The following is a 26,783-nucleotide window of genomic DNA, read 5'->3' as shown; positions in this document are numbered from 1 at the left end:
AACCTTTAGCATGCAAGCATCATTCAAAACCACCTGTTGTTACTGCGGCGTAGGCTGTGGAATAGTGGTACATAAAGACCGGCAGGGCAAGCTGCATGTGGAAGGTGATAAAACACACCCGGTTAACAAGGGCATGCTTTGTTCCAAAGGTATGAACCTGCATTATACCGTGATGGATACATCAGACAGGTTGTTGTATCCTGAAATGCGGTATCACCGTAACCTTCCACGGCAAAGGGTTACATGGGACCAGGCATTGGAAAGAACTGCTGCTGTATTTGCAGCCATCATCAAAAAACATGGTCCGGATGCCGTAGCCTTCTACGCATCCGGGCAATGCCTTACAGAAGAATACTATGTAGTAAATAAGCTAATCAAAGGATTTATTGGCAGCAACAATATAGATACCAATTCGCGGTTGTGTATGAGCAGTGCAGTAGCTGCTTATAAAATGGCTTTGGGAGAAGATGCAGTGCCTGGCACCTATGATGATATAGAGCAGGCCGACTGCATCTTTGTGGCAGGTGCTAATCCAGCCTGGTGCCATCCTATTTTATGGCGCAGGGTAGAAGCTGCGAAGGCAGCCAACCCCGCCATGAAGATCATTGTAAGTGATCCGAGGGTTACACAGAGCTGTGCGCTCGCCGATCTGCACCTGCAGGTGAACCCGGGTACCGATATTGTATTGCATCATGCCATAGGCAGGGCGCTCATCACTGCCGGCTTTACGGACAGCTCCTTTGTAGAAGCGCATACCAATGGTTTTGATAAGTACAAGGATACCGTGATGGAACGCACCATAGAAGAAGCGGCGGCCATTTGCGGTGTTGCAGCAGAAGATATTCACCGGGCAGCAGATTACATTGGCAATGCCACTGGTTTCATGACCTTCTGGACAATGGGGCTGAACCAAAGCTCGGTGGGTGTGCATAAAAATCTTAGTCTTATTAACCTGCACCTGATCACCGGGCATATCGGCAAGCCCGGCAGCGGTCCTTTTTCCCTGACCGGTCAGCCCAACGCAATGGGCGGCCGCGAAGTGGGCGGTTTATCCAATCTCCTGCCTGCCCACCGGGTACTGAACAACCCGGCGCACCGCAAAGAGGTACAGGCTTTCTGGGGAGGCACAGAGCTTTCTGATAAGCCGGGCCTTACTGCCACCGAGATGTTCACCGCACTGAACGACGGACGGTTGAAAGCCATATGGATCATGTGTACCAATCCGCTGGTGAGTTTACCCGACGCCCGCTTTGCCGAAGCAGCACTGCAAAAGGCAAAGTACGTAGTGGTGCAGGAAATTTCCAGCAAACCGGAAACATTGCGCTATGCAGATGTAGTATTGCCCGCCGCAGCCTGGACGGAAAAAGAAGGCACCATGACCAATGCAGAACGCCGCATCAGTTATCTCTCCAAAGTAAATGATGCACCTGGCGAAGCGTTGCCGGATGCCGAAATTATTTGCCGCTTTGCGCAAAAAATGGGGTATCACGGGTTCGACTATACGAATGTATCAGAAATATACGACGAACATTGCCGGCTTACTGCCGGTACCAATATTGATGTAAGTGAACTGAACTATGATATTATAAAGGCGCAGCGCAGCGTGCAGTGGCCCTATCAATCGGGCAACGGCACGCCGCGCCTGTTCCGCGACCACCGGTTTTACACCCCTGATGAAAAGGCGGTGATACATAGTTTTGACGATGACAACAGGTCAGAGCCGCTCAGCCATGAGCTGCCGCTGATACTGACTACCGGCCGCATACGCGACCAGTGGCATACCATGAGTAAAACAGGTAAGGTAAGTAAGCTGAAGCAGCATATTTCCTCCTCCTTCCTTGAAATACATCCCGAAGATGCGCGGCAACGTGGCATTTCGGCAGACGATATTGTTACCGTTACCAATGAACGCGGTACGGTACGGGTGAAAGCCCAGCTTAGCACCACCATCAAAAAAGGAGTTGTCTTCCTCCCGATGCACTGGGGAAAAATCCTTCAAAACGATCTTCACCGCGCCAATAACCTGACTAGTCCACTGCTTGATCCGATTTCCAAACAGCCGGATTTTAAATATGCGGCGGTACAGGTAGCACGCTACCGGAAGCCGGTACAAAAAATTGTGGTAATAGGCGCCGGGGCCGGCGCCTGCGGATTTGTAAAGTCGTACCGGGAACTAAACACTTCAGATGAAATAGTGGTGTTCAGTAAAGAGGACCTGCCGTTTTACAACCGGGTAATGCTTCCGGATTATATCAGCGGTACCCAGCAATGGAAACAGCTGGTGAAGATGACCCGTGCAGAAGAAAAAGCCTATAATATTACCTTGCACAGGGGCGTCAGTATTACGCATATCGACCGTACCAATAAGTTGCTCACCGACAGTAACGGGAAAGTACATACGTATGATATCCTGCTGATGGCCACCGGCAGCCGGGCAGCCACGCTGCGGGATATTCCGCCCATCCCCGGCATTTTCACCATGCGCACGCGGATGGATGCAGATGCCTTCAAACAACATATAGATCCTTCCAAAGGGAAAGTAATGATAGCAGGAGGTGGATTATTGGGGATAGAGCTGGCAGCATCTCTCAAAGAAATTAATATAGACGTTGGCGTTATACAACGCACTTCCCGGTTAATGGACCGCCAACTGGATACACTGGGCGGGCAGCTTCTTTATGAAGAACTTACCGACAGGGGTATTGAGATTTATTACAATGATGAAATTAACCGTTTCTCCGGGCAGGATCAACTGGAAGGCATCCAGCTGAAAAGTGGTTTGTACATTCCCTGCCAGGCGGTGGTAATGTCTATAGGAACGGTGCCTAATATAGAACTGGCCCAGGCGGCGCAACTGGAGTGCAACCGCGGTGTAGTGGTGAATGAATATCTTCAGACCAGTGATCCGGAAATTTATGCTATTGGCGAGATTGCTGCTTTCAATGGCACCTTGTACGGCATCACTGCCGCTGCAGAGCAGCAGGCGGAAGTAGTGGCCCGTTATCTTAACGGCGACATCAGCAATTATTACCAGGGTTCCCTGTTTATGAACATCCTGAAGATGCATGGCACTGATCTTTGTTCGCTTGGTATGGTAGAAACACCGAAAGACCCGGCTTATGAAGAGGTTGTTTTTATTGACAAGGCGAAACGTTATTATAAGAAATGTATTATTCACCAGGACCGGCTGGTGGGCGCCATCCTGATTGGCGACAAATCGGAGTTTGCAGAATTCAGGGATCTGATCCAGCAAAAGATTGAGTTATCAGATAAGCGGCTGGAGTTACTTCGTTCAGGTAAGAAAGGAACACCGGTAATTGGCAGGCTGGTATGTTCCTGCGGCAATGTGGGCGAAGGAAATATTACGGAGAAGATAGCAGGAGGTTGCGATAACCTGCAACAGCTTTGCCAGGCCTCCGGCGCCGGTTTGGGCTGTGGCAGCTGCAAATCAGAAATAAAGACCCTGCTGGAAAAATCGATTCAGAAAACCGTGGCAGCACTTGTATAATTATGGCTAAACACACGCATACTTTACCCGTTAATTTCACCGGTGGCATTATTTCACCGGGATACCTGCTGGAGCTGCTGGAAACAGCTGCAGCAGCGCAGGCTACGCATGTGCGCTTTGGCTTACGGCAACAATTACTGGTGGATATACCGGATAAAAATTTAGCGGCCTTTAAGAAGAACTGCGCAGATAAACAGTTGCCCATAGCAGACCAGCCTAATATCATGAGCTCCTACCCTGCTGCCGGCATCTTTATCCACGACAGCTGGCTGAGTGAAGGAATTTATAAAGATGTATTTAACGGCTTCGACTATACGCCCACACTGAAAATCAATATCTGCGATAGTCAGCAAACATTTGTACCGTTGTTCACCGGGCATATCAACTGGATCTCTTCAGGCAGCCTGCATTACTGGTACCTGTATATCCGCATGCCGGGAAGCCAGCAGCTGTACGCCTGGCCGGAGCTGATCTATACCAATAACATTGCTGCCATGAGCAAGCAACTGGAGCAGAGTATCAACGAAGGCGATACCCCGGAGGAAGTGTACCAGCAGGTGAAACAGGTAGCGAGCTATATTGGCCGCCCGAAGGAGAAGGAACCTGATCTGCCGGCTTTCCATTTACCATACTACGAAGGTTTTAATAAGTTCGAAAATAGTTACTGGTTAGGTATTTACCGGCGGGATGAAGATTTCCCGATAGCTTTTTTGAAAGAAGTATGTACCATTTGCCTGGAAACACGCATCGGGCAATTGTATGCCACACCGTGGAAGTCGCTGATCATAAAAAATATTGAACCGGCTCACCGTAAGCTCTGGGATTATGTGTTGGGGAAATATGGTATCAATGTGCGCCATGCGGCGAATGAATTAAACTGGCAGGTGGAAGACAACTGTGAAGACGGGCTTGTGCTGAAACGTCATATCATCCGTTACTTTGATACGGCCGATGTACGCACCTATGGTTTGTGCTTCAGTGTAAGGATTAACCGGCCGGCAAGTCTTTTTGGAACGGTGGTGATCCGTAAGCAGGAAAACAAGCATGGCAGCAAGCTGAAGTATATGCAGCGTTACGACATTCTGTATACGGCCGGTTACAACGCCAACTCCGCGCAGTTGTTGTTATACCGCGAAGGTGTTTCCAAAGAGCACCTGGGGCCTTACATTGTAGCGCTGTGCAGAACTTTTTACGAACGGGAAAGCGAGGCGGATGTATTACAGCATTATGTAACCGAGCAGCAATCGCTGGCGCCTGTTGCCGCTGTTGAACGGGTAGTACATCAATGCCAGGTGTGCTTAACGGTGTATGATGATGATGCCGGTGATCCGGAACAGCAAATCCCTGAGGGTACTGCCTTCAGTGAGTTACCGGAAGATTATTGCTGTTCCGTATGTTCATCCCCGTTAGACGAATTTAAAGCGATCAACGAAGCGGATTTACATCCCGCTACTTTATCCACACACACTGTGTAAATGCGCCGTTGGCGGCAACGTCCCATAATTCAAACCGCACCCATTTACGGTTTTCCAGGTTGGTATTAAATGTAAATGTAGTGGACCCGAAAGAATGTGTCTGATGCAGTGAAATTTTTTCCCGGTAAACCTCTTTTCCATCACCTGAGATGATTACCGCATAGTTAAGCGGGAAAGTCCAGCTGGCAGTTACTTTCACAGTTCCCTTCTCTGCAGCGGCGATGGTATTGCCGGAAGATTTCCCATTTACCGTAAAAGCGGGTACCAGTATTTCACCGGTGGTTACAAAAAACTTTCCCTGCTGCATGGCATCCAGCACAGGCTGCCAACCCTCTTTAAAAGCAGGCAACCGATCCAATTGAAGATAGTTTACGTTGAGGTGTCCGTACAGTTCATCTTCCGGCGTGATACGGAAAAGATCTGCTTCTGCAATCATTGTTTTGTGCAGGCCCCAGTTGGCCATATCATCGAGCAGATCCAGTGCCCGCTTGCCGAGATAAGGCTGTGAAAGATCACCGGGCAAAGCCTTCCAGGCGGCGCCCATAAACTGGGGCGAGGTAAAAAATGCTTCTTCCTTATATTTATCAGGGAACCCGGTTGACCCTTTGGTGCGTGCGTGGGCAGTCCAGGCCATGCCTTTTTCCGTTTGCAGCAGTTGCAGCATTTCTTCTTTATTGCCTACACGATATACTTTCCCGTAAGTTGGATCATTGGTTACAAAAGGCTGTGCCCGTTTACGATCCATCACCCAATAAACCGGTTTGGGAAAGATGTTCATCCAATGGCCACCGAAGAAGTTGTTGGGCTCTTCACCCGGGAGCAGTAAAAAATTTCCGGCAGACAATCGCTCGCACTCTTTGAATAGTGTTTGCTGTTCCAGGAAGCGTTCACCTTCCGGACCACGCGGATGGCCGGGGCCATGGAATTCGCCCAGGTGGACAATATTCACACCCGTTTCACGAAAAGCTTTTATGAAAGCCGGAATTTCGGGCATCGGCAGCTTATTTAACACATCGGCGGTATGCTCCTGGTGAAAATGGCTGCTCATCGTATAGTATCCGGGAAGCGGCGTATAGACGTCACTGTGAGTATAACGGCGAACATACTGCAGCGTTTGCCCTGCTGGGGTGTTACTGAGCAAACAAAAGAAATGAAGGCGCTGCGCCGTGCCTGGAGGCGCGTTAAACCAGGGCACCCATCTTTTATCTCCTGCCGGTTCCTGCCGGATACCGATACCATAGCCGGGTGCATCTTTATTATAATTATTTCCGTACCAGGTGAAGGACTGGTTGAAGCAATTATCCAGCGGGTAAAAGAACTGGTGCGGCGCGGGGAACAACGCCAGGCTGCCGGCTTTGCTTTCACCGATGATGGTGCGGTATTTAACGGCGACGTTGGTATTTTGTGTGCCCGCTACTGCCGGCACTGACTTCATCACGCCTTTGGGATCGGACCATTGAATTTGCTGCCAGGGTATATCCGTGGCCGTTAGTCCGGCATCGTATAATATCGCGGTGGAATCTTTTTGGGTGGTCATCACGGCGGCTACATTCATTAGCCCGCTGCCGTTGTAAAGGGTTATTTCCACCACGCCATTAAACGGACCGGCCGTAGCACCTGCCACCCGCAATACCGTGCGGGAGCCATCTGTAATAACGGTTACACTGTCTTTCTGCAACTGTACCGGGTAAGTAGTACGTGGTAATTTATCCGTTTTATCAAAGAAGATATTCCATCCGTTTTGTGAAACCAGGTCGCGTTTACCGGTGGTAAGGAAAAATACCGGTTGCAAACCGGATGCCACCTGCTGCCATTCTTTTTTACCGGTGTTCCAGCTGAGGCTGTGAATAAGCGGGTTTTGCTGTTCCATGTTCAGTACAATACGCGCTTGTGTATTAGCGCCGGCATTCCACACAGCGGTGAGCTGTTGATCTGCTACGCTTACCTTTACTTCGCCAGAGGGCTTGTACGCATGGAGGTCAACCGGTACCTGCGCCGCTACAGGCAGGTAAAGAAAGCAACAGCTGATAATATATTTAAAGAAGGACATAACACGTGGACATTTAAATACAGAAAAGGGAGAAATCATTACCTCCACGGTAATCATCTCTCCCCTACAAAATATATAATTGTCCTGAAAACAACCTGCTATTTTTTATAAACAGCGGTGGTTTGTAACTGGTTCAGTAAAATCACCGGCGGTTGTGTGGCAAACTTAATAAAATCTGCTGCGCTCACCTGACCTTCGTAAGGTATGAAAGCGCCTTCCTTTGGTCCATTGCGCCAGAAGAGCGCATAAGACATCTTATACTTTTCCAGTACGGGCAGGAATGTTTTTGTCCACCACTCCGCCTGTGGCGTATTGATGTTACCCACTTCGGTGAGTGCCGGCACTTTGTGGTGTTTGGCGGCTATTTGCTGAAGGATACTTAACCGGTTGTTAAGATCTTTTACAAAATAGGCTACGTCTTTATTACAATAAGCATCAAAGCCCAGCACATCCACATAGGCATCACCGGGATAGCGTTCCAGGTATTCTTTTTCTGTAGCAAAATCCGCGGCGGAATAAGCATACAGCAGGTTATGCAATTGTTTCACATCGCGCAGGTAGTTGACGGTGAACTGCCAGATGGCTTTAAATTCTTCCGGTGTGCAGGACGATTTGCCCCACCAGAACCAGTTACCGGTATGTTCATGAAACGGACGGAACAATAAAGGAATTTCTTTTCCCTTATTATTTTTTATTTTATGAAGATAAACGGCCAGTTTATCCAGGTAAGCTTTGTAAGCCGCGTGATGCGCACCACCGGGGATAATACTTTTCACCGTGTTCGGATCAGTACTCCAGGCGGTGGCTTTTGTAACCGGGTCGTTGAAATGCCAGCTGAAAGTATTGATGCCGCCGTTTTCGTATACCCATTTCATATATACCACAATAGAATCGAAAGGAACACCGTCCAGGTTATGGGTGCTGTCTTTCTCCAGACGACCCAGTTCCCAACCGAACACGCCGGGGTACTGCCCCGTTAACCTTTTCACATCAGACTCGTCTGTTTTGTAGGCCCATTGCATGCCGTAGGCCAGGTCGTCCTGGTGGCCGAGGATGACGCCCTTATCCAGCAGCGCCGACATGTTATGCAGCAGCTGCCTGGTTTCCGGTGTAGCCTTTTTATCGACAGGCTGCTGCTGGGCGAGCGCCGGTATGGCGCCCATCAATGCAGCAGTGATGATGGTTCTTAACTTCATGTTGTTCATTTAAACATTACAGAAATGACTGGTTCTTACTCACCTGTTCGCATATACGTTGTACGGTACTATCGGACGTAAAACCATCTGCCGGTGTATTGATGGCGTAGTCCAGCATTTTATCCACCGTGGTAACGGCAACGTGCATACGCGTATCTGACGAAGCATAATATACAAAGATATTTCCTTCTTCGTCTGTTACCCAACCGTTGGAAAATAAAACGTTGGATACGTCTCCCACACGCTCCTCGCCTTCCGGCGCCATGAAATAGCCGGCAGGTTTATGTATTACCTCGGTGGGTTCTTCCAGCGAGGTGATAAATACATAGAGTGTGTAACGCAGGCCTGCGGCGGTGTTGCGAACGCCATGGGCTAAATGTAACCAGCCTTTACTTGTTTTAATAGGCGCTGGTCCCAAACCGTTCTTTGCTTCATATACGGTGTGGTATACTTTTTTATCCAGCAGTTGTTCTTCGTGAATAACAGCGTTGGTAATATCGTCTGCCAGTCCGAAGCCGATGCCACCGCCATTTCCGGCTTCAATAAATCCATCCTGCGGACGGGTATAAAAAGCGTATTTGCCGTTTACAAATTCCGGATGCAGCACTACATTCCGTTGTTGCGGGGAAGGTGTTTGCAGATCCGGCAACCGCTGCCAGGAGCGGAGATCTTTGGTGCGGACAATGCCGCATTGCGCCACCGCAGCGGATTGATCGCCCGGTGCTGCAGCCGGATCCCTGCGTTCCACGCAAAACAGTCCATAGATCCACCCGTCTTCATGCTGTGTTAAACGCATATCGTATACGTTGGTTTCCTGGTCGGCCACCTGTGGCAGCTCAACGGGATAATCCCAGAAGCGGAAGTGATCGATACCGTTTGGACTTTCAGCTACGGCAAAGAAAGATTTACGGTCGCTGCCTTCCACCCTGGCCACGAGGTAAAACTTATCATTCAGCCGGATAGCGCCGGCATTGAACACCGCGTTGATGCCGATACGTTCCTGCAGGAATGGATTGGTATCCGGATTCAGGTCAAATTTCCAGAAATAAGGTATATGCGCTGCCGTTAGTACGGGATACTTATACCTGTCATAAATACCATTGTATGTACCCGCAGGTTCATTGGTGCGTCGTACCAGTTGCTCATATTGTGCCTGCAGCTGTTCTACCTGCAGGGCTGTGTTTTTCATTGTATACTCCATAAACATGATTTAATATCCACTGGTCTGCTTCAGGTTGCCCTGCGACAGGTCAATTTCTTTTTGAGGAATGGGGAAGGTCGGATATTTACCACCGGCAAATTTGCTGATCCAGGTACCATAGAATTTTCCTTTCAGATCGCCCCTTGCTTCATATCCGTTGGCGCCCCATTTTTTGTAGTAAGCATCCAGTGCAACGGTATTATCTGTACGGATAAGGTCCCACAGACGAACGCCTTCCATGCCCAGCTCTACGCGGCGTTCATGCGCAATATCTTTCAGCAGTTGTACATCGCTGGTATACACGCGCATCGGCAAGGTGTTGGCAGCAACGGTAAATTGTTGCTTTACACGCACCGGGTCGGCTTTAGGTGTGTTGTTGGCACGTTTGCGTATTTCGTTGAGATAAAATACGGCGGTATTTACATCTTTAGCGGCAGTTGACCGCACGAGTGCTTCTGCATACAACAGGTACATATCTGCCAGGCGGACAATTTTTTCGTTCATGCCGGCGCCGCCGGTGGTCATGCCGTCGCGTTCGGCCTGCAACATCATCACTTTATAGGAATGGTACTGATATACGTTGTTGATGGAATTCTTTTCTTCCACCTGTTCCGCAGGTGTTTTTGCCTGGAAAATATCTTTGGAATAGGTAAGCGTATAAATGATACGTGGGTCCCCTGCTTCAAACTCATTGGCCAGGTCTTGTGTTGGCTGGTTAAAGCCCCAGCCCCAGGTGTTGCGGGATGATTCGTATACATTGCGGATAGCGCCTTCTCCATCGCTGGACCAGTTCCAGGTATTGGTATAGTTGATTTCAAAAATATTTTCGGCGTTGAAATCGCCCGTACCCGGACGCCACAGCGAATTGAAAGTTGGCGACAGCTGGTAGCCTCCGTTCTTTACCAGGTCTGATAATACCGGCACGGCTGCATCATACTTCTTCTGAAACATCAGTGACTTTGCGAGAATAGCCTGTGCGGCGCCTTTCGTAGCACGCCCCAACTCCGAAGAAGGAATGGTTTGTTTTGTATAAAGTGCGGGAATAGCTTCCGTCAGGTCTTTTTCCACCTGCGCCCATACATCTGCCACCGGTTTCCTGATCATCATTTTCGGATCTACCTGTGTGTAGTTGGTAACGCCGTTGGTGAACAGGGGCACATCGCCGTAGGCCATTGCCAGGTAATAGTAGCCCAGGGCGCGGAGGAACTGTGCTTCTGCGCGGTAGCGGTTCTTCGTGGTTTCATCTCCTTTAAAATCCGCTTTGGTATCAATACTCTCCACCAGGATATTTGCTTTCGTGACGGCTTTGTAACATTGTGTCCACAGCTTATAGGACCAGTCGTTGGTAGACAGTGGCCGGCATTCCACCAGGGCTTCCATATCCGGGCCGTCGCCAATGGTTTCACCGCCTTTCAGGGCGTCGTCGCTGGCCATATCGCCATATACGAAGCGGGCCAGTTGTGATTCTTCTTCCTGGAAAGCATCATAGGCGTCCATCAGGCCCATGTTTACTTCCTTTGCATTGCTATAGAACTGGTTGACGTCTGTTTTGGCGGGCACGTCGCCTTTGATAAAATCTTTTGAACAGCTGCCCAGTAAGAGTGCTGCCGGTAATGCTATATATATCAGCCTTTTCATTTCTTGTCAGTTAAAAAGTTATTAGAATTTCAAACTTGCACCTACCTGCATCGTGCGCACTTGTGGATAAGTGTAGTTATCCACCCCCATCAAACGCGACATTTTATTCTGGTCGCTGCTGTTTAACTGGTAAGCGCCTACTTCAGGATCCAGACCGGTATACTTTGTGAAGGTGAACAGGTTTTGTGCAGCTACGTATATCCGTAACTGTTGTAGTCCCATGCGTTTGATCAATGCTTCCGGCAGCGTGTATCCCAGCTGGATATTTTTGATGCGCAGGTAGCTGCCGTTTTCCACATACCAGTCGGATGCGCGGTAGTTATCGTTCGGATCGTTCACCGACATTTTCGGATATTCGTTGGAGTGATTTTCCGGTGTCCAGGCATTGTAGGCAGCGCCGGCCTCCACGTTGTTAAAGCCAAGCGGATGCTTTGTTAAATATTTGGTGGCATTGAACAGTTTATTTCCGGAAACGCCTTGCAGGAAAAGCGAAAAGTCAAATGCTTTGTACGACAGGTTGATATTGGCACCGTATGTAAATTTGGGGTGCGGGCTGCCGATGGCGGTTTTATCTGCATCGTTGATCACGCCGTCGCCGTTCAGGTCTTTGAAGCGGAAATCGCCGGGGCCTGCATTGGGCTGGATTACCTCGCCTTTGCTGCTCTTGTAGTTGTCCACATCAGCCTGCGACTGGAAGACACCATCTGTTTTCCAGCCATAGAATTCACCGATGGGATGGCCTTCTGCTGTTCTGGAGAAACTGAGTACACGCAGTTGCCAGCCTACGTCTTCCACATATGGCTGACCACCGCCGAGGCTCAGCACTTCATTTTTATAGGTAGAAATATTACCACCAACAGCATAGTGTATTGCACCAGCATCGCCTTCATAATTCGCAGAAAGCTCAAAGCCTTTGTTGCTTACATTACCGGCATTCACCCAGGGATAAGGCACGCCAAACATGGAGGCAGTTGGCATAGCGATGAGCATATCCCTTGTTTTGCGGTTAAAATATTCCGCTTCAATTTTCAGGCTGTTTTTAAATAATCCGAGTTCCAGTCCTACGTTCGACTGCTCCGCTGTTTCCCATTTGATATTCCCGTTGCCAAGATTATCCATAGAGTAGCCCGGCATTACCACGGATGTACCGTTACCAAGCAGGTAGTTACGACCCAGGCTGTTGGCTACAAACGTGGTGTAGGCGCCGTTGGGAATGTTCTGGTTACCTACTTGTCCCCATCCTGCGCGCAACTTTACATTGGTCAGCCAGGCAAGGTCCATATCTTCAAAAAACTGTTCCCTGCTGATCACCCAGCCACCGGAAACGGCGGGGAAAACACCAAACTGTTTATCTGTACCGAAGTTAGAGGAGCCATCGCGGCGCACACTTGCGGAGAACAAATATTTATCGGCGTAGCTGTAGTTGGCACGTGCAAACTGTGACATCAGCGACCAGCGCGCTGCGCCGCCACCGCTTTTGTCGTTCATGTTACCGGCATCGAGGAACCAGTAGTTTTCTTCGTTGCCCAGCTGGCCTTGTTTGCTGCCATTAAGATAGGTGTCACGGCTGCGTTCCGCGCTGATACCTGCCAGTACATTCAGGCGATGCTGGCCGAATGTCTCCGTCCAGTTCAACGTGTTTGTCCAGTTGTAATAATTATTAGATGCCTTTGAAGAATTGGCCTGCGGCGTTTCCAGCAGGTCGCTCGGCTTCATATAATAAGTAGGGCTGAAAGTCCATTCATCTGCGCGGGAAATGTTCAATCCGAAGCGGGTAGTAAACACGAGGCTTTTGAGGATGTTTACGTTGGCGAAAACATCTCCTACCATCCGCAGTGTATTTCGTTTGCCTACTTCCCTTGCCAGGATGGCTTTAGGGCTGCTGCCGAATACGGTGGCAGAGGTAGCCCATTTGCTGTATGGATCGCTCTGGTCTTTTGATGGGTCCAGCACGGGGATCAGCGGATCGTAGGGAATGATGTTGCCCATGATACCGGGGATTTCATCACCGATTACATTTGTTTGTTCGTTGGAGATGCTGAGGTTTTGACCGATAGTAAGCCATTCTTTTGCTTTCGCAGAAGTGTTGGCGCGGAAAGAGATGCGGTTAAAATCAGAGGGATCGATGATACCTTTCTGATCGAAGTACCCGCCGCTGATGGCATAGGTTACTTTGTCGGTGCCACCGTATACACCGAGGTTATAGCTTTGCACAGGGGCGTTCTTCTTCACCGTTTCTTTCCACCAGTTAGTATTATATCCTTTATTATACTGTGCCAGTGCATCTTTATACTGATCGGTAGTTTCGCCGTACACATTTTTTACCATGTAGAGGTATTCATCGCGGCCGGCTGGTTTATAATCTTTCCACGGACTGTTGAGACCATAATATGCATCCAGCGTGATCTGTGATTTACCGGCTTTACCTTTCCGGGTGGTGATGAGCACAACGCCGTTGGCAGCGCGGGAGCCATAGATGGCGGTAGCAGAAGCATCTTTCAGGATTTCCATGCTTTCTATGTCAGCAGGGTTGAGATAGTTCATACCACTTACCGGCACACCGTCTACCACGTAGAGAGGGTCGTTATTATTTACCGTTCCTATTCCACGGATGCGGACCATTACCGGTGAGCCGGGGACGCCGGATGCAGACGTAACAGTTACACCGGCTGCACGGCCCTGTAATGCCTGTTCCACGCCCGTTACCGGTGCGCTTTTTACACCGGCAAGATCTACTTTGGTAATAGAAGAAGTAAGATCGGATTTGCGTTGCGTACCATATCCTACCACGATGACTTCACCAAGCGCTTTGGTATCCGGTTGCAGTTGAATGTCGATCGTATGGCGACCAGCAAGGGTTTCCTGTTTGGCCAGGTATCCCATGAAAGTAAAGCTGAGCTGCGTGCCATTAGCGGGGATATTCAACTGGTATTTACCAGTGGCATCTGTTACCGCGCCGGCAGTAGTGCCGGTCACCTGTACGCTTACGCCCGGCAAAGCTATGCCGGTGGTGGCATCCCGTACCACTCCTGTTACTGTTTGCTGTTGTGCATAAGTACCCAGTGGTACTATCAGCGTGAGAAAGAAAATAAAAAGAAGGCATCGTTTCATAACGGTCATATTAAATTGTGTAGTACAGATAGGCAAAAAGATTCCCTTTCCGGAAACGGGTGTTTCCGGTGAACTGTTTTTATATGTGAATAATGACTTGGTTGCTGGCTGACTCAGGAGATGTTTAAACCGGTACTTTTTTAATCCGCAGCTTATGCTTACCTGTAATACCTGTTAAGCCCAGCTGATATAATATCAAATGATGCAGTGCTGATCCGGATTGCTTTTTTCTTTGGCAAAGAAGGCTGGAAGTCCCGTAAGTACTGCTTGTAAAAGTAGTTTTGTTCATAACGTTCGTACGAGTGTTATCAGGACACTAAAAGTACGGACGTATAAAATACTTTAATGACACTTTCTTTTCCAAATGTTGTACTATTTCAATCAAATAATGATGTTAAGCATACGCGGAAGAAAAACATCCTTGATAAGAAGCGCCTTTTTTTCTCCAGGAAAAGAACTTTTAATATTTACTTTTATTCCGCAGCGCTTACAATGCGCTGGATTTAAACCTATTCCCGGATGAAGATAAATTTATACTGTAGCATGAGTGTCCAAAAATTACTTATTTCAACCTGCGTAATACTACTATCAGTTCTTCAGGTGACTGCACAACACAAACCCTTCACGTTTGGAGTAAACGCCGGGTTTAACCTGTCGAATGCCAATGAAACAGTGAACTATATTATTGGAGACAAAAAGAGTAAGCCCGGATTCCAGGTGGGATTTATTACAGACTACAACCTGTCGGATGCGGTTTATTTACGATCCGGTGTTTCACTCACCGTCAAAGGGACCATACACGAAAGTGCTGAAAGGTGGATTGGCGGCGGCAATGCGCCGATCACCTATAGCAAAATAATAACCAATCAAACTTATCTTCAGTTGCCTCTTCTTATCGGGTATAAACTCCCGCTTACTTCCAGTACCCGGCTGTTTATAAATGCAGGACCTTATATTGCTTATGGTATCGGGGGAAAAGAGGTAACAAAGAACAAAACAGTTCACTCGTCCGGGAAAACCGATTATGAAAAAACCTCAACGGATACATTCGGGGATACACGACACCCTTTATCAAGAACGGATTTCGGGATAAGCTCCGGTGTGGGGGTGGAATATAAAAGGTTTTCTCTGGGGGTAAACTATGAGCCGGGTTTGATAAATATCGGGGAGATTAAGGAGGAGGCTACTTATTCCGAACGGGATTATAAAAACAGGAATTTATCTGTTACTGTGGGGTATCGGTTGTGATCTCTTATCAATGAGATAACAGTATTTAAGTACCTGTTGCCGAGATAATGCTTCATTCAAAGCCGCCATGGAGAAACAGGCAACAGCGGCTCCCGGCCACTCCCACATCCTGGCGGAAAAAACAGCATCTTAGCAGTTATGGCTGCGGATATATTTTGATCTGCAGCCATAAGTATGTATATTTGTATAGTTATGGCTGCGGATAAAGATATATCTGCAGCCATAACTATCAAAACATTAAACTATTTCAATATGGAAAAACTGATCGGGAGGGAGAGCGAAAAAAAGACACTACAGCAGACGTTAGTTTCTAAAGAAGCAGAACTTGTTGCTGTATATGGAAGAAGAAGGGTAGGAAAAACCTTCCTGATCCGGCAGTTTTATCATAAACAGCTCATTTGCGAATTCTCAGGCGTACATAATGCCTCTGTTCAACAACAGCTGGAGAATTTCAGAAACAGTATTGCCATTGCATTAAATTCCCCCATACCGCCTGCGGTTCCGAAAACCTGGACGGAAGCATTTCTTCTGCTCATAAAATTTTCGACACCGTTACTGGGAAAGGAAAAGAAGGTGATATTTTTTGATGAATTTCCCTGGCTAAGTTCTCACAAATCTGGTTTTTTATCCGCATTTGAATATTTCTGGAATTCATGGGGATCAAAGCAACCTCAACTGATAGTCGCTATCTGTGGCTCCGCAGCATCATGGATGATTCAGAAAATTGTTAATAACAAAGGAGGACTGCATAACCGGATTACAAAAAAAATCCGTTTACTACCTTTTACCCTTTATGAAACATCGGTTTATCTCCACAGTAAATCGGTGAATCTGGATACATACCAAATATTGCAGATATATATGGCTTTTGGCGGAGTACCGCATTACCTCAAGGAGATCACAAGAGGGGAAAGTGCCACGCAGGCCATAGACCGCCTGTGTTTCACAAAGGACGGACTGCTTATAGGTGAATTCAATAATCTGTATCACTCATTATTTGAAATGGCTGACCGCCATATCACAGTTGTAAAGGCACTGGCGGCAAAGCCGTCAGGTTTAACAAGAAAAGAGATCATTAAAGCCTGTAACCTGCACACTGGTGGTACCACAACGAGGCTGCTTGATGAGCTGATCCAGTCCGCTTTTGTGAATATGTATATGCCATTTCAAAAAAATACACGGGATGGGGTTTATAAATTAATTGATGAATACAGCTTATTCTACCTCAAATTCATTGAGCATACCAGGGCAACAGGAAAGGGGACCTGGATGAAACTGTCGACCTCTCAGTCATGGAAGAGCTGGAGCGGTAGCGCCTTTGAAGGTATTTGCCTGAAGCACACCAACCAGATTAAACATGCTTTGGGGATCTCCGGTGTCTATACAGAAGAATCTGCCTGGAGATCAACACCTGAAAAAAAAGAAAAAGGTGCCCAAATAGATTTGCTGCTTGACAGGCAGGACGGCTGTATCAATGTCTGTGAAATGAAATTTTCAAATGCCACATTTTCTATTGATAAATCCTATGCTACTGAATTAGAAAACAAATTGCACGTTTTTAAGGAAAAGACGGGTACAAAAAAGACTTTGTTCCTTACAATGGTGACTACTTACGGTACCAAAGACAATGTATATAAAACAGGAATCATTCAGAACGAAGTAACGATGGAAGACTTGTTTAAACGGTAAAATACAATCCCCTGCATTTCCAAGGCCATTTCTCCCCGGATTTGCCTAATTTTGCGTCGTCAAATGCCACAAACAGGTGTGTGAGCGCAGATCATGTTAGCAAATATTCAAAATGAAACCGATGCCAGGCAATACCGCATCGCTATCTCCGTCTTCTTTTTCATCTCCGGATTAGGTTACTCCTCCTGGGCTTCCAGGATACCCTCTATCAAACAACAATTGCATTTAAACGAGGCGCAGTTCGGATTGGTGTTATTAGCCCTGCCTATCGGGCTGATGCTTACAATGCCCATTACCGGCAGGCTGCTGGGGCTATTCAGCGCCAGGAAGATCATGGTATTTGGCGCGATGGTGTTTAACCTGATACTGAGCCTGCCTGGTTTCACCACCAGTATCTGGCAGCTGGCGCTGGTATTATTTTGTTTTGGCTCTGCCCGTAACCTGCTGAACCTTTCCATGAACTCGCAGGCGGTACAGGTACAGCACCTGTTCCCGCAATCTATTATGACCACCTTTCACGGCATCTGGAGCGTGGCGGGCTTCGCAGGGGCAGCTATTGGATACCTGATGGTGACCATGAACGTGGCGCCTTCCTATCATTTGCTGATGATCAGTGTTTTATTACTGGTATTCACTATCTATTATTATCCAAAAACATTACCGGACCAACCGGTGAGGGAAACAGTAAAAAGAGCGGCCTTTGCGCTTCCTGATAAATCATTATTGAAATATTCTTTGATCTGCTTCGCGTGTATGGCTACGGAGAACACCATGTATGACTGGAGCGGGCTATACTTTGAAAAAATTGTTGGCAGCACTAAATCCACTGCCGTGGCTGCATTTGGTATATACATGGTAGCCATGACCACCGGGCGTTTTATCGGCGACAGGCTCGTCAACAGGCTGGGTATTAAATCAATGCTGCTGTATAGTGGCTGGTTCATCCTCAGCGGGTTATTGCTGGCTATTTTGCTGCCTTATCCGGTTACTGCCGGTATCGGGTTTATTTTTGCCGGACTGGGCGTAGCGTGTGTAGTGCCGCTCGTATTTAGTTTGGCAGGACGCTCGAAGAGCACCAACAGCGGGCAAACGCTGGCATCCATTTCCACCATCGGCTATCTTGGATTTATGATAGTGCCGCCACTGGTGGGATTAGTGGCCCAGGCTACCAGTTTACGCTGGTCGTTTGCCATTATGGCGATGTGCGGCTTAGCGATTGTGGCCCTTGTAAAAGGAATGAAGGAATAAGTAAAAGCGGAGGGAAATCCCTCCGCTTTTACTGCTAAATAGTGTACTTCTCTTTCAGGATCGCCCGCTCCTTTTCCCCGATACCTAATTCTTTCTCAAAGAAATTTTCCACCGTGCCATACTTGCCTTTAATGGCATTAAAAAGGCTGTGCAGCAATTCCGGTTTCAGTTCCAGTGCTTTACGGATGGTTTCTTCATCCATACCTGTACTTTTTTGCATACCCTGGAACATCCGCTTATTCATGGGCAACAGGTATACGTTACTGGCGGTGAAGTCGGCTTCAATTGTTTGTTGCGGTACACCTAATGCATAAAGGAACAAAGCGGTAGCCATGCCGGTTCTGTCGCGGCCACCGGTGCAATGGTACATGATGGATTCATTGGCCGGTAACACCAGCAGTTTCTGAAACAATGGTTTATAACGATCGCCCAGGTATTGGGTGTTGCCGTAAAACTTCTCCAGGAAATTACCCTTCTTAATAATTTCGCCCATTTGTGCAGCACCTGGCAAACTATCGCTGCCGGCGGGGCACAGCAGGTAATCCGTTTTTGGCAGCAAATGATCCGGCGCCGCAGCGGCTTCTTTTACCCCACGGAAATCTATGACGGTATGAATATGTTTCTGCTCCAGTACGGTGAGGTCCTGGTCTGTCAGGTGGCTTACATCAGCAGAGCGGAATACTTTACCCCACACTACTTCTTTACCATCTGTTGTTTTATATCCGCCTACATCGCGGAAGTTAACCGCTCCCTGCATGCGCACAACTCTTTGTGCACTATCGGCCAATTGGGCAAAGGTTGCCATGGGTAAGGCTATAGCCAGTACCAGCATTATTCTTTTCATATTGTATTTGTTATTTTTTTTGAGAGATGATGTTATTTGATGATGTCCCACCGGATACCAGCCTGACCACGACTGCCATACCATTCTTCGGCGGCAACACGGCGCTTGTCACCCATATAGGTTTTCAGTGGTTCGTTGGTGATATTGTTCAGCTCTGCAAACACCCGTATTTTGGAGGTGATGTTTACAGTAGCGGAAGCATCTACGGTAAAGTTCTTATCTGTCCAGATATAAAAATCCTTACCCAGCTGCTGGTTGATCGTTTCCACAGATGCGCCACGGTAATTGCCTGCAATACGGATCATAAGACCATTGCGTTCATAAAAGAGGATGCTGTTAAAAAGGTGACGCGATTGGTTAGGCAGACTTGTTTTATCGGTGATCTTATTTCCGCTCACGGTTCTGGGTACTTCTACCGAAGAACTGATAAACGTGTAGTTCAGCTCAGCGCCCAATCCACCGAGGATGCCCGGTAAAAAATCGAAGCGTTTGTTGATACCCGCTTCCAGCCCGGCGAGCGTTGCATTGTTCAGGTTTTTTGCCTGTGCCACTACATAGTTCACGCCATTCTCCGTGTAATAATTTTTATTGGCAAAAATTACATTGCTGATCTGTTTATAAAAAACACCACCGGAAATGAGACCAATATTTTTGAAATAGTATTCGCCCATCAGGTCGAAGTTATTGGAGAAGGTTGGCTTCAGATCAGGATTTCCTTTGGTGATGGTGACGTTGGAGCCGGTGTTGTCCACAGATTCGCCGGGGGTTAGATCCGTGAAATTTGGACGGATGAAAGTACGGGTATAAGCGGCGCGCAGGTTTGCCTGGTCGCTGATACTGTATTTCAGGTGCATCATGGGCAGCAGCGCGTTGTAATTGTTTTTGACGGTAGCCGGTGTAATGGTGGTTACTTTTGGAGTGCCTTCAGCAGTGGCTTTGGAGCCATGCAATGTAAATGCCGTGTATTCATTTCTGACACCGGCAATCATTTTTAATTTATCTGTGAGATCGATTTCTGCCATGGCATAAGCGGCAGCTACATTTTCTGTACCCGTATAAATGTTGGTGGCATTGGTTTTAGAAGTGTAGTCGGCAAAGCCGTTTTTCCGCAGGGTGGCAGTATCATACAAATCAAACAGCTGTTGTTTGGTGATGGGATCTATCATGAACTGATCATAGTTACCTTTCAGTCCCTGGAAGAAGCCGCCACGTACCGGAAAATCGGTGCGCTGGAGTGTGTTCAGCGGCAGCAGGTCCGGCGATTTGGGAATGCCCAGTGCAGCGCCGGGGAGATATACGATGTTGGAGCCATACATACCGGCGCGGTCTTTATGCCGGTATTTGGCGCCGAACTTCAGGTTTACCCGCGAAGAGGCGCTCACTTTGAAGTTCAGCTGTGCCGTTTTATCTTCTTCTTTTGTATCCAGTTGCGCAATTACTAACTGCTGCAAAGTGAGTTTCGACGGGTCCATTACTTCCCCGCTGTTTTTGATGCCGGCATCAAAGTGCAGCGGATCACCGCCCACACCTTCCGGTGAATCGAAACCCCAGTACCGTTTCCCATCTGCAGAAAGATTATTAAACCCGCCGTTTATTTTCTGACGGAAAGTAGCGATGGGTAATCCTTTATTATTGTTGGTGGGCGGTGTTTCCAGGAAATATTTTGTGTAGTAGTCGCTGACGGTCCAGTCCATTTTCACTTTGGAAGACAGCTGATGTTCGCCCCCCAGTTCACCGCCGTTGAGTACGGTCTGGTAATAAGAGTAGCGGTAGTTGTACTGATAGCGGCTGTTATTGTAATCCACATAGGATTCATATACCGGGCGGATATCGTTGAATTTATCCATCAGGCCACGAAAGAATATTTTATTGGAGGAATTGAATTTATATTCAAGTCCGACGTTGGCGCCATAGGTCTGGCGCTTACCCATATATCGTTTCAGCATGACGGTGCTGATAGATTTTTGTTGTGCGGGATTGGTCAGGCCGGTATTGTAGGCCACTTCATACGCATCTGTTCCCCACTGGCGGTCCCAGATGGCGCCGGCAATCATGACGCCCAGTTTATCTTTAAAAAAGCGATCTCCGTATACCAGGGATGCGTTGTAGGTAGCGTCTTTTGAAAAAGTATTGTAACCGCCTGCCGCGCTAACATTGAGTGTTCTTTTAGCGGGGGCGATGCGGGTGATGAAATTAATGGAACCGCCAATGGCGTCGCCTTCCATGTCTGGTGTGATGGCTTTGGCCACCTGTACATACTGGATAATTTCTGAGGGCACGGCGTCCAGCACCGAGTTACGGTTACCGAGTACGTTGGCGCTTGGCAGGCGGCTGCCATTGAAAAGGGTGGATGTCCATGCGAAGGGCGTACCTCTCACAGTCGCGGCATCGGCTTCCCCATGATAGCGGGCTACCGCCACTCCCTGTACACGTTGTACCGCTTCGGCGGCATTGCGGTCCGGTAATTTACCAATGGCATCGGCCGCGATTACATCCATGATGGCGAGGGAATTCTTTTTAATGCTGAGGGCCTTCACCGTGGAAGGCGCCATGGTTCCCTTTACCAGTACTTCTCCCAGTTTACCGCCGGTGGGCGACAACGTGATATTACCGGCGTCGTTGATACCGGGTTTTACGGTTAGTTCCAGTCGTTGCGTTTCGTGTCCTATATAAGATACCAGCAATGTTACTTTACCGGTGGTGTGTAGGTTGATGGTGAAGGCGCCATTCAGATCGGTGGAGGTGCCTTGTCTGGTTCCGGCGGTTTGTACAGAAGCGCCGGGCAGGTGTCCTTCCCTGCCGTTAATAATTCCCTTGATGGTTTGTGCCTTTGCCGTGCCGGCCATTACCAGTAAAACCAGTAATGTGCAGTAACGGGAGCGTTTTAATGGTATAAAAATGCGATCCATATGAAGGTATTTTTCAACAAAAGTGAGGCTTGCTGATGATGACTACGACCGCATCCAACTACTGCTACGCGTAGGCGTATTTTCTGTTTTAAACGTACTCACTTTTATTGAAACCCAATACATTAACATGTGTTACGAAATCATTACCAAATGGATCACCAGCCATCCGATGCAGCAGGTTTAACATTCCGGTAATATTGGTTTTATACTTTCGGTGCATATCCGCACTATGATATATGTTATTGCCATCGGAGCATTTCAGGCACTTACCGCAGTTGCTTTACTAGGCAGCAGTAAGTTGCGCAGTAAAGCAGATTTTCTGCTGATCCTGTTGCTGTGTAGTATTGCTGCGCATCTCGCTATCAAGTTTTGCATTTATTCATTTGTGAACGACCCCGAAGTGCGTACGCAGATGAATACATTTATCGGTTTTTGCTACGGTCCGTTGCTGTATTTATATGCCTGTCAGCGGCGGGATACCGCGTTTATTCCTGCTTCGCGGTGGTATGTTTTTCTGCCGTTTATGCTTGGCGCGGTGGGCTATCTTACGGTGGTATGCGTGTTGATGTGGTCGGCGGATGCCGGTCATGCTGTATTGTATTACTACAATGAAACCACCACATGGCTGATGATGGTGTTGGGTTTCCTGTTTCCGGTATTATCACTCCGCATTGCGAAACAATTACCTGATATGCCGCAGGAGAAGAAGCTGATCAACAGTATCAGTTACCTGCTGGGCATTATCAGTATTATTTCATTGGGATTTAAAACCGCGCAATCGGCGCATATGCTGGATGGCTCGTATAATATTATCTGCAGAGATATCGTATATTCCTTACTGTTAGTGGTGTGCCTGGTGATTATCAGGTACAAGTATGTGGGGATCATGGGCACGCAGCCGGTGAAAGTAATAGCCGGACCAGCAGCGGAGGTATTGCCTTCCCGCAAAATGCATCTCAGTACTGATGAGCAGCGGCTGCTGTTACAATCGCTGGAAGCTTATCTTCATAAAACAAAAATATTTACGGATGCGGAGCTGAACCTCGATAAACTCGCGCAGGGCGCCGGGATCAGCAAGTATCATATTTCAGAAACGCTGAACAGTTATGCCGGCAAGTCGTTTTACCAGTATATCAATGAATGGCGTATCCGGCGGGCGATGGAACAGATCCGTTTCATGAATGAAAAAGCGTTGCCGGTGAACGTGTTAACACTGGCGTATGATTGCGGCTTTAAAGCCAAGTCATCGTTCAACCAGTATTTTAAAAAGATAACCGGCCTTACACCTACTGAATATATTAAATCACTGGTGGCTGCCAGCGTAACTATTCACGACTGAAGGACTATATAGTTCTGTAGAAAATATCCGTTGTACTTTATCTATTTCCGCCGCATACATTGTTTTCTTCCGTGTACCGAAATACAGGGTATTTTCCATGATCGATTCTCCTTCCCACGCCAGTTTCATGCTGCCTGTTTCAATTTCGCGGGCGCACAAAAAGTCGGGTACTACTGAAAAACCGGTTTCTCCACTGAGACAGCGCACAATAGAGCAGATATTCGGAACAATGTAGTTGGGTTTAAAATCCATTTGATGATGGAAGTTGAACTGCCAGAATCGTTTCAGGTGCTCCATGTCCGCCGCGGTGCTGTACCACAGCTGTTCTTTCAGCCAGTTCTCCGCTGCTTTGAGATCTTTCTTCTTCAGTAAAGCGTTCAGTGGTTTGATATCTGTTTTGCCACCGGCCACCAGTACAATTCTTTCTTTTGAAAAAGGTTTAAACTCCAGGTTTTTCTGATCCCCTTTTTGCGGTGTGATAATAAGATCCAGCAATCCTTTATCGAGGTCGTTGATCATTTGCGGGTAGTCGCCGAATTTGATGATGACGTTAAAGGGCAGGGTGGCAATATATTTCTCCAGTGTATATTGAAATGTTTCAAAGCACATACCAATGCTGATGGTGGCTCTGTCGGCCCTGGTACTTTTATGAAAAAGCTGTTCTGCATTTTCCAGTTTGAGTAAAGGTTCCTCGATAAAATTATAGATCACTTTTCCCCTTTCGGTAGGCACCAGTTTTTTGGCCGAGCGATCAAATAATTTATAGCCGGTATATGCCTCGAGGGAATTGAGGTGCAGGCTTACGCCTGGTTGCGAAATAAAAAGCTCCTGTGCCGCCCCGGTGAGGGTGCCCTGTTCATAGATGGATTTGAAGGTACGGAGCCATTCCAGGTTGAGTCCCATATAATATCATTTTTCTGATACAAAGGTATAAGTTAAATAATTATGATAATAATAAATTTTGGAAGAATTTTGCCTTATCAAAATACGAAGACGATGCTTTTTACAGAATATACGCTAGGCGGACTTCACCTGAAAAACAGGATTGTAATGCCGCCAATGACCAGATCCAGAGCGGCCCGCGGCGATGTAGCCACCGCATTGATGGCAGAATATTACAGTCAGCGTACCGGGGCGGGCCTGCTGATATCAGAAGGCACACAAATCAGCCGCCAGGGCCAGGGCTACGCCTGGACCCCGGGTATTTACAGCCCGGAGCAAATAGCGGGCTGGAAACAGGTAACAGACGCCGTGCATGCCAATAATGGCCTCATCTTCGCCCAGTTGTGGCATGTGGGGCGGGTTTCACATATCTCCATACAGGAAAACGGCGCCGCGCCGGTAGCGCCTTCCCCTATCCTGGCAGAAGGCGTGAAAGTATTTGCCGATCCCACAGGAAAAGGAGCCGAAAACGGCGCCGGGGAAATGCTCCAGCACTCTATGCCCCGCGAGCTTACCAAAGCCGAAATACAGGCTATTATCAGTGATTTTGCGCAAGCCGCCAAAAATGCGGTGGCAGCTGGCTTCGACGGGGTGGAATTGCATGGCGCCAATGGCTACCTGATTGAGCAGTTCATCGATTCACAAACCAATCACAGAACAGATGAATACGGCGGTTCGCTGGAAAACCGCTTGCGCTTCCTGAAAGAAGTGGTAACCGCAGTAGCAGATGCCATCGGAAAGCACCGTGTAGGCGTGCGCCAGGCCCCGTTGACCACGTTGATGGGCGCTATGGACGATCATCCGGAAGAAACTTATATCGCGGCAGCCAAGGTATTGAACGACATAGGCATTGCCTATATCCACATCGCGGAAGCCGACTGGGACAATGCACCCGTGATGCCGGTGGCTTTTAAGGAAGCTTACAGGGAAGCCTTCTCCGGTACCCTTATTTACGCCGGCAAGTATACCGTTGCCAGGGCGGAAGAAGCGCTGCAGAAAGGATGGGCAGACCTCATCGCTTTTGGCCGCCCTTTTATTGCCAATCCCGATCTCCCTTACCGCCTGCAACACCAGTTGCCGCTGAATGAGCCTGACAGGTCGAAATTTTTTGGTGGCAGTGCGGCAGGTTATACCGATTATCCGATTATTAAAAAAACAACCCATGCTATTATTTGAACCATATACCGGCAAAGGCCTGACATTAAAGAACAGGATCGTGATGGCGCCCATGACACGCGCACGGAATCCTAACGGAATACCCAATGAAATGAATGCGTTGTACTACCGGCAACGTACCAACGCAGGACTCATCATCACGGAGGGCACTTCCATCTCCCCTACAGCATCGGGCGTATTGCATATTCCCGGTTTGTTTACACCGGCGCAGGTGGAAGGCTGGAAACTGGTTACCAGCACTGTTCACGCAGCAGGCAGTAAAATATTCACGCAGTTGTGGCATGTGGGCCGCGTGTCGCATACCACCAATCAACCTGGCGGTGCTGCACCTGTAGGCGCTTCCAACATCCAGGCTGCCAACTCGCATGCATGGGCCTACAATGAAAACGGCCAGGAAGCTTTTGTTCCCTGCGCTGTTCCGGTAGCCTTAACTACCGAAGGTGTAAAAGCAGTGGTACAGGATTTTGCCAATGCCGCTGCCAATGCAGTAAAAGCCGGCTTCGACGGAGTAGAACTCCACGGCGCCAATGGTTACCTGATTGAACAGTTCCTGAATCCTTTTGTGAATAACCGCACCGACGAATATGGCGGCAGCATCGTTAACCGCAGCCGCTTTTTACTGGAAGCCATCGATGCGTGCATTGCGAATATTGGTGCGGGGAAAGTAGCGATCCGTCTTACGCCGTATGGTGGCCTGCATGAAATGCCGCACTATGATGAATTGGAGGCTACTTACAGCTACCTGGCCACTGAACTCGGCAAGCGGAACATCGCCTATATCCATATCATGGACCAGCAATCGAGAGGCAGCTTTGCTTTACCCGACGGCTTCCTGGAACGTTTCAGACAACAATACAACGGCGTGATCATACTGGCAGGTGGCATGAACCGGGAAAAGGCGGAGCAGTACTTAACTGACGGCATCATCGACCTGGCTGCATGGGGAGAACCTTTTATTGCCAACCCTGATCTCGCTGACCGACTAAAAAACGACTGGCCATTAAATAAACCCGAACGGAATTTACACTATGGAGGGGCCGCACATGGGTATACAGATTACCCGGTGTACGAAGCAACACGATAAAAAGAAGAAGCTGTCTCATAAATAAATGAGGCAGCTTTTTCATTTTAGGCTTTAAGGATGGTTTTATCCACAATTTGCAGTTGAAAAAAAGGGAAGTTGTAAGTGTTTACGCACCAGAAGTTATT

The 26,783-nt window shown here is 48.1% G+C and carries 17 protein-coding genes; 9 read left to right on the top strand and 8 right to left on the bottom strand.

Annotated elements, in window-relative coordinates; all coding sequences use genetic code 11:
• Positions 1–10 precede the first annotated feature (10 nt).
• Both ACLHR0_RS30760 and ACLHR0_RS30755 read left to right on the top strand, forming a co-directional pair.
• Positions 11–3,508 (top strand): molybdopterin-dependent oxidoreductase, encoded by a 3,498-nt coding sequence (locus ACLHR0_RS30760; protein WP_436491607.1) that lies wholly within the window; start codon positions 11–13, stop codon positions 3,506–3,508.
• 2 nt (positions 3,509–3,510) lie between these two features.
• Positions 3,511–4,983, top strand: a complete 1,473-nt coding sequence (locus tag ACLHR0_RS30755) for a rubredoxin (RefSeq protein WP_429063160.1) — start codon at positions 3,511–3,513, stop codon at positions 4,981–4,983.
• On the opposite strand, the gene ACLHR0_RS30750 is transcribed toward ACLHR0_RS30755, so the two are convergent.
• The 5 genes from ACLHR0_RS30750 to ACLHR0_RS30730 form a co-directional block, all read right to left on the bottom strand.
• Positions 4,958–7,033: a hypothetical protein gene (locus ACLHR0_RS30750; protein WP_436491606.1), complete on the bottom strand. Its 2,076-nt coding sequence runs from the start codon at positions 7,031–7,033 to the stop codon at positions 4,958–4,960. The genes ACLHR0_RS30755 and ACLHR0_RS30750 overlap by 26 nt on opposite strands.
• A 98-nt stretch (positions 7,034–7,131) precedes the next feature.
• Positions 7,132–8,229 carry a glycoside hydrolase family 26 protein gene (locus ACLHR0_RS30745; RefSeq protein WP_436491605.1) on the bottom strand — a complete coding sequence of 366 codons (1,098 nt, stop codon included), beginning with the start codon at positions 8,227–8,229 and terminating at the stop codon, positions 7,132–7,134.
• 16 nt (positions 8,230–8,245) lie between these two features.
• On the bottom strand, positions 8,246–9,430 hold the full coding sequence (locus ACLHR0_RS30740) for a glycoside hydrolase family 130 protein (protein WP_436491604.1): 1,185 nt from the start codon (positions 9,428–9,430) through the stop codon (positions 8,246–8,248).
• Positions 9,431–9,439: 9 nt separating this feature from the next.
• Entirely contained in the window at positions 9,440–11,068 is a 1,629-nt protein-coding gene (locus tag ACLHR0_RS30735) for a RagB/SusD family nutrient uptake outer membrane protein (RefSeq protein WP_436491603.1), read from the bottom strand.
• Between the two features lie 21 nt (positions 11,069–11,089).
• A complete protein-coding gene (locus ACLHR0_RS30730; protein WP_436491602.1) occupies positions 11,090–14,179 on the bottom strand; it encodes a SusC/RagA family TonB-linked outer membrane protein in 3,090 nt (1,029 codons plus the stop codon).
• Between the two features lie 519 nt (positions 14,180–14,698).
• Between ACLHR0_RS30730 and ACLHR0_RS30725 the strand changes: the two genes are divergently transcribed.
• The 3 genes from ACLHR0_RS30725 to ACLHR0_RS30715 all read left to right on the top strand — a co-directional run bounded on the left by ACLHR0_RS30725 (position 14,699) and on the right by ACLHR0_RS30715 (position 18,364).
• Complete coding sequence (locus ACLHR0_RS30725) at positions 14,699–15,427, top strand: porin family protein (RefSeq protein ID WP_436491601.1); 729 nt, start codon at positions 14,699–14,701, stop codon at positions 15,425–15,427.
• A 252-nt stretch (positions 15,428–15,679) separates the two neighbouring features.
• A complete protein-coding gene (locus tag ACLHR0_RS30720; protein WP_436491600.1) occupies positions 15,680–17,116 on the top strand; it encodes an AAA family ATPase in 1,437 nt (478 codons plus the stop codon).
• A gap of 93 nt (positions 17,117–17,209) precedes the next feature.
• On the top strand, positions 17,210–18,364 hold the full coding sequence (locus ACLHR0_RS30715) for an MFS transporter (RefSeq protein ID WP_370908234.1): 1,155 nt from the start codon (positions 17,210–17,212) through the stop codon (positions 18,362–18,364).
• 34 nt (positions 18,365–18,398) lie between these two features.
• Here the strand turns inward: ACLHR0_RS30715 and ACLHR0_RS30710 are convergent, their stop codons facing one another.
• Both ACLHR0_RS30710 and ACLHR0_RS30705 read right to left on the bottom strand, forming a co-directional pair.
• Positions 18,399–19,208, bottom strand: a complete 810-nt coding sequence (locus ACLHR0_RS30710) for a tyrosine-protein phosphatase (protein ID WP_436491599.1) — start codon at positions 19,206–19,208, stop codon at positions 18,399–18,401.
• A 32-nt stretch (positions 19,209–19,240) separates the two neighbouring features.
• Positions 19,241–22,117, bottom strand: a complete 2,877-nt coding sequence (locus tag ACLHR0_RS30705) for a TonB-dependent receptor (RefSeq protein ID WP_436491598.1) — start codon at positions 22,115–22,117, stop codon at positions 19,241–19,243.
• A gap of 22 nt (positions 22,118–22,139) precedes the next feature.
• Here ACLHR0_RS30705 and ACLHR0_RS30700 point away from each other — a divergent pair, with 22 nt between their 5' ends.
• Both ACLHR0_RS30700 and ACLHR0_RS30695 read left to right on the top strand, forming a co-directional pair.
• Positions 22,140–22,301 (top strand): hypothetical protein, encoded by a 162-nt coding sequence (locus tag ACLHR0_RS30700; protein ID WP_436491597.1) that lies wholly within the window; start codon positions 22,140–22,142, stop codon positions 22,299–22,301.
• Between the two features lie 45 nt (positions 22,302–22,346).
• The gene (locus tag ACLHR0_RS30695; RefSeq protein ID WP_429050660.1) at positions 22,347–23,456 is read left to right on the top strand and encodes a helix-turn-helix domain-containing protein; all 1,110 of its coding nucleotides are present in this window, start codon (positions 22,347–22,349) and stop codon (positions 23,454–23,456) included.
• On the opposite strand, the gene ACLHR0_RS30690 is transcribed toward ACLHR0_RS30695, so the two are convergent.
• A complete protein-coding gene (locus ACLHR0_RS30690; RefSeq protein WP_429050661.1) occupies positions 23,421–24,359 on the bottom strand; it encodes a LysR family transcriptional regulator in 939 nt (312 codons plus the stop codon). The two genes, ACLHR0_RS30695 and ACLHR0_RS30690, sit on opposite strands and share 36 nt — an antisense overlap.
• A gap of 93 nt (positions 24,360–24,452) precedes the next feature.
• Between ACLHR0_RS30690 and ACLHR0_RS30685 the strand changes: the two genes are divergently transcribed.
• Positions 24,453–25,574, top strand: a complete 1,122-nt coding sequence (locus ACLHR0_RS30685; RefSeq protein ID WP_436491596.1) for an alkene reductase — start codon at positions 24,453–24,455, stop codon at positions 25,572–25,574.
• The gene (locus ACLHR0_RS30680; protein ID WP_436491595.1) at positions 25,561–26,658 is read left to right on the top strand and encodes an alkene reductase; all 1,098 of its coding nucleotides are present in this window, start codon (positions 25,561–25,563) and stop codon (positions 26,656–26,658) included. Before ACLHR0_RS30685 ends, ACLHR0_RS30680 begins: the two co-directional genes overlap by 14 nt.
• Positions 26,659–26,783 lie beyond the last annotated feature (125 nt).

Origin of the sequence: Chitinophaga sp. ARDCPP14 (assembly GCF_051362515.1) — a bacterium.
In the GTDB taxonomy this organism is placed as follows: domain Bacteria; phylum Bacteroidota; class Bacteroidia; order Chitinophagales; family Chitinophagaceae; genus Chitinophaga.
Note: the sequence above shows the minus strand (reverse complement) of the source record. Positions and strands in the feature narration are given on the sequence as shown.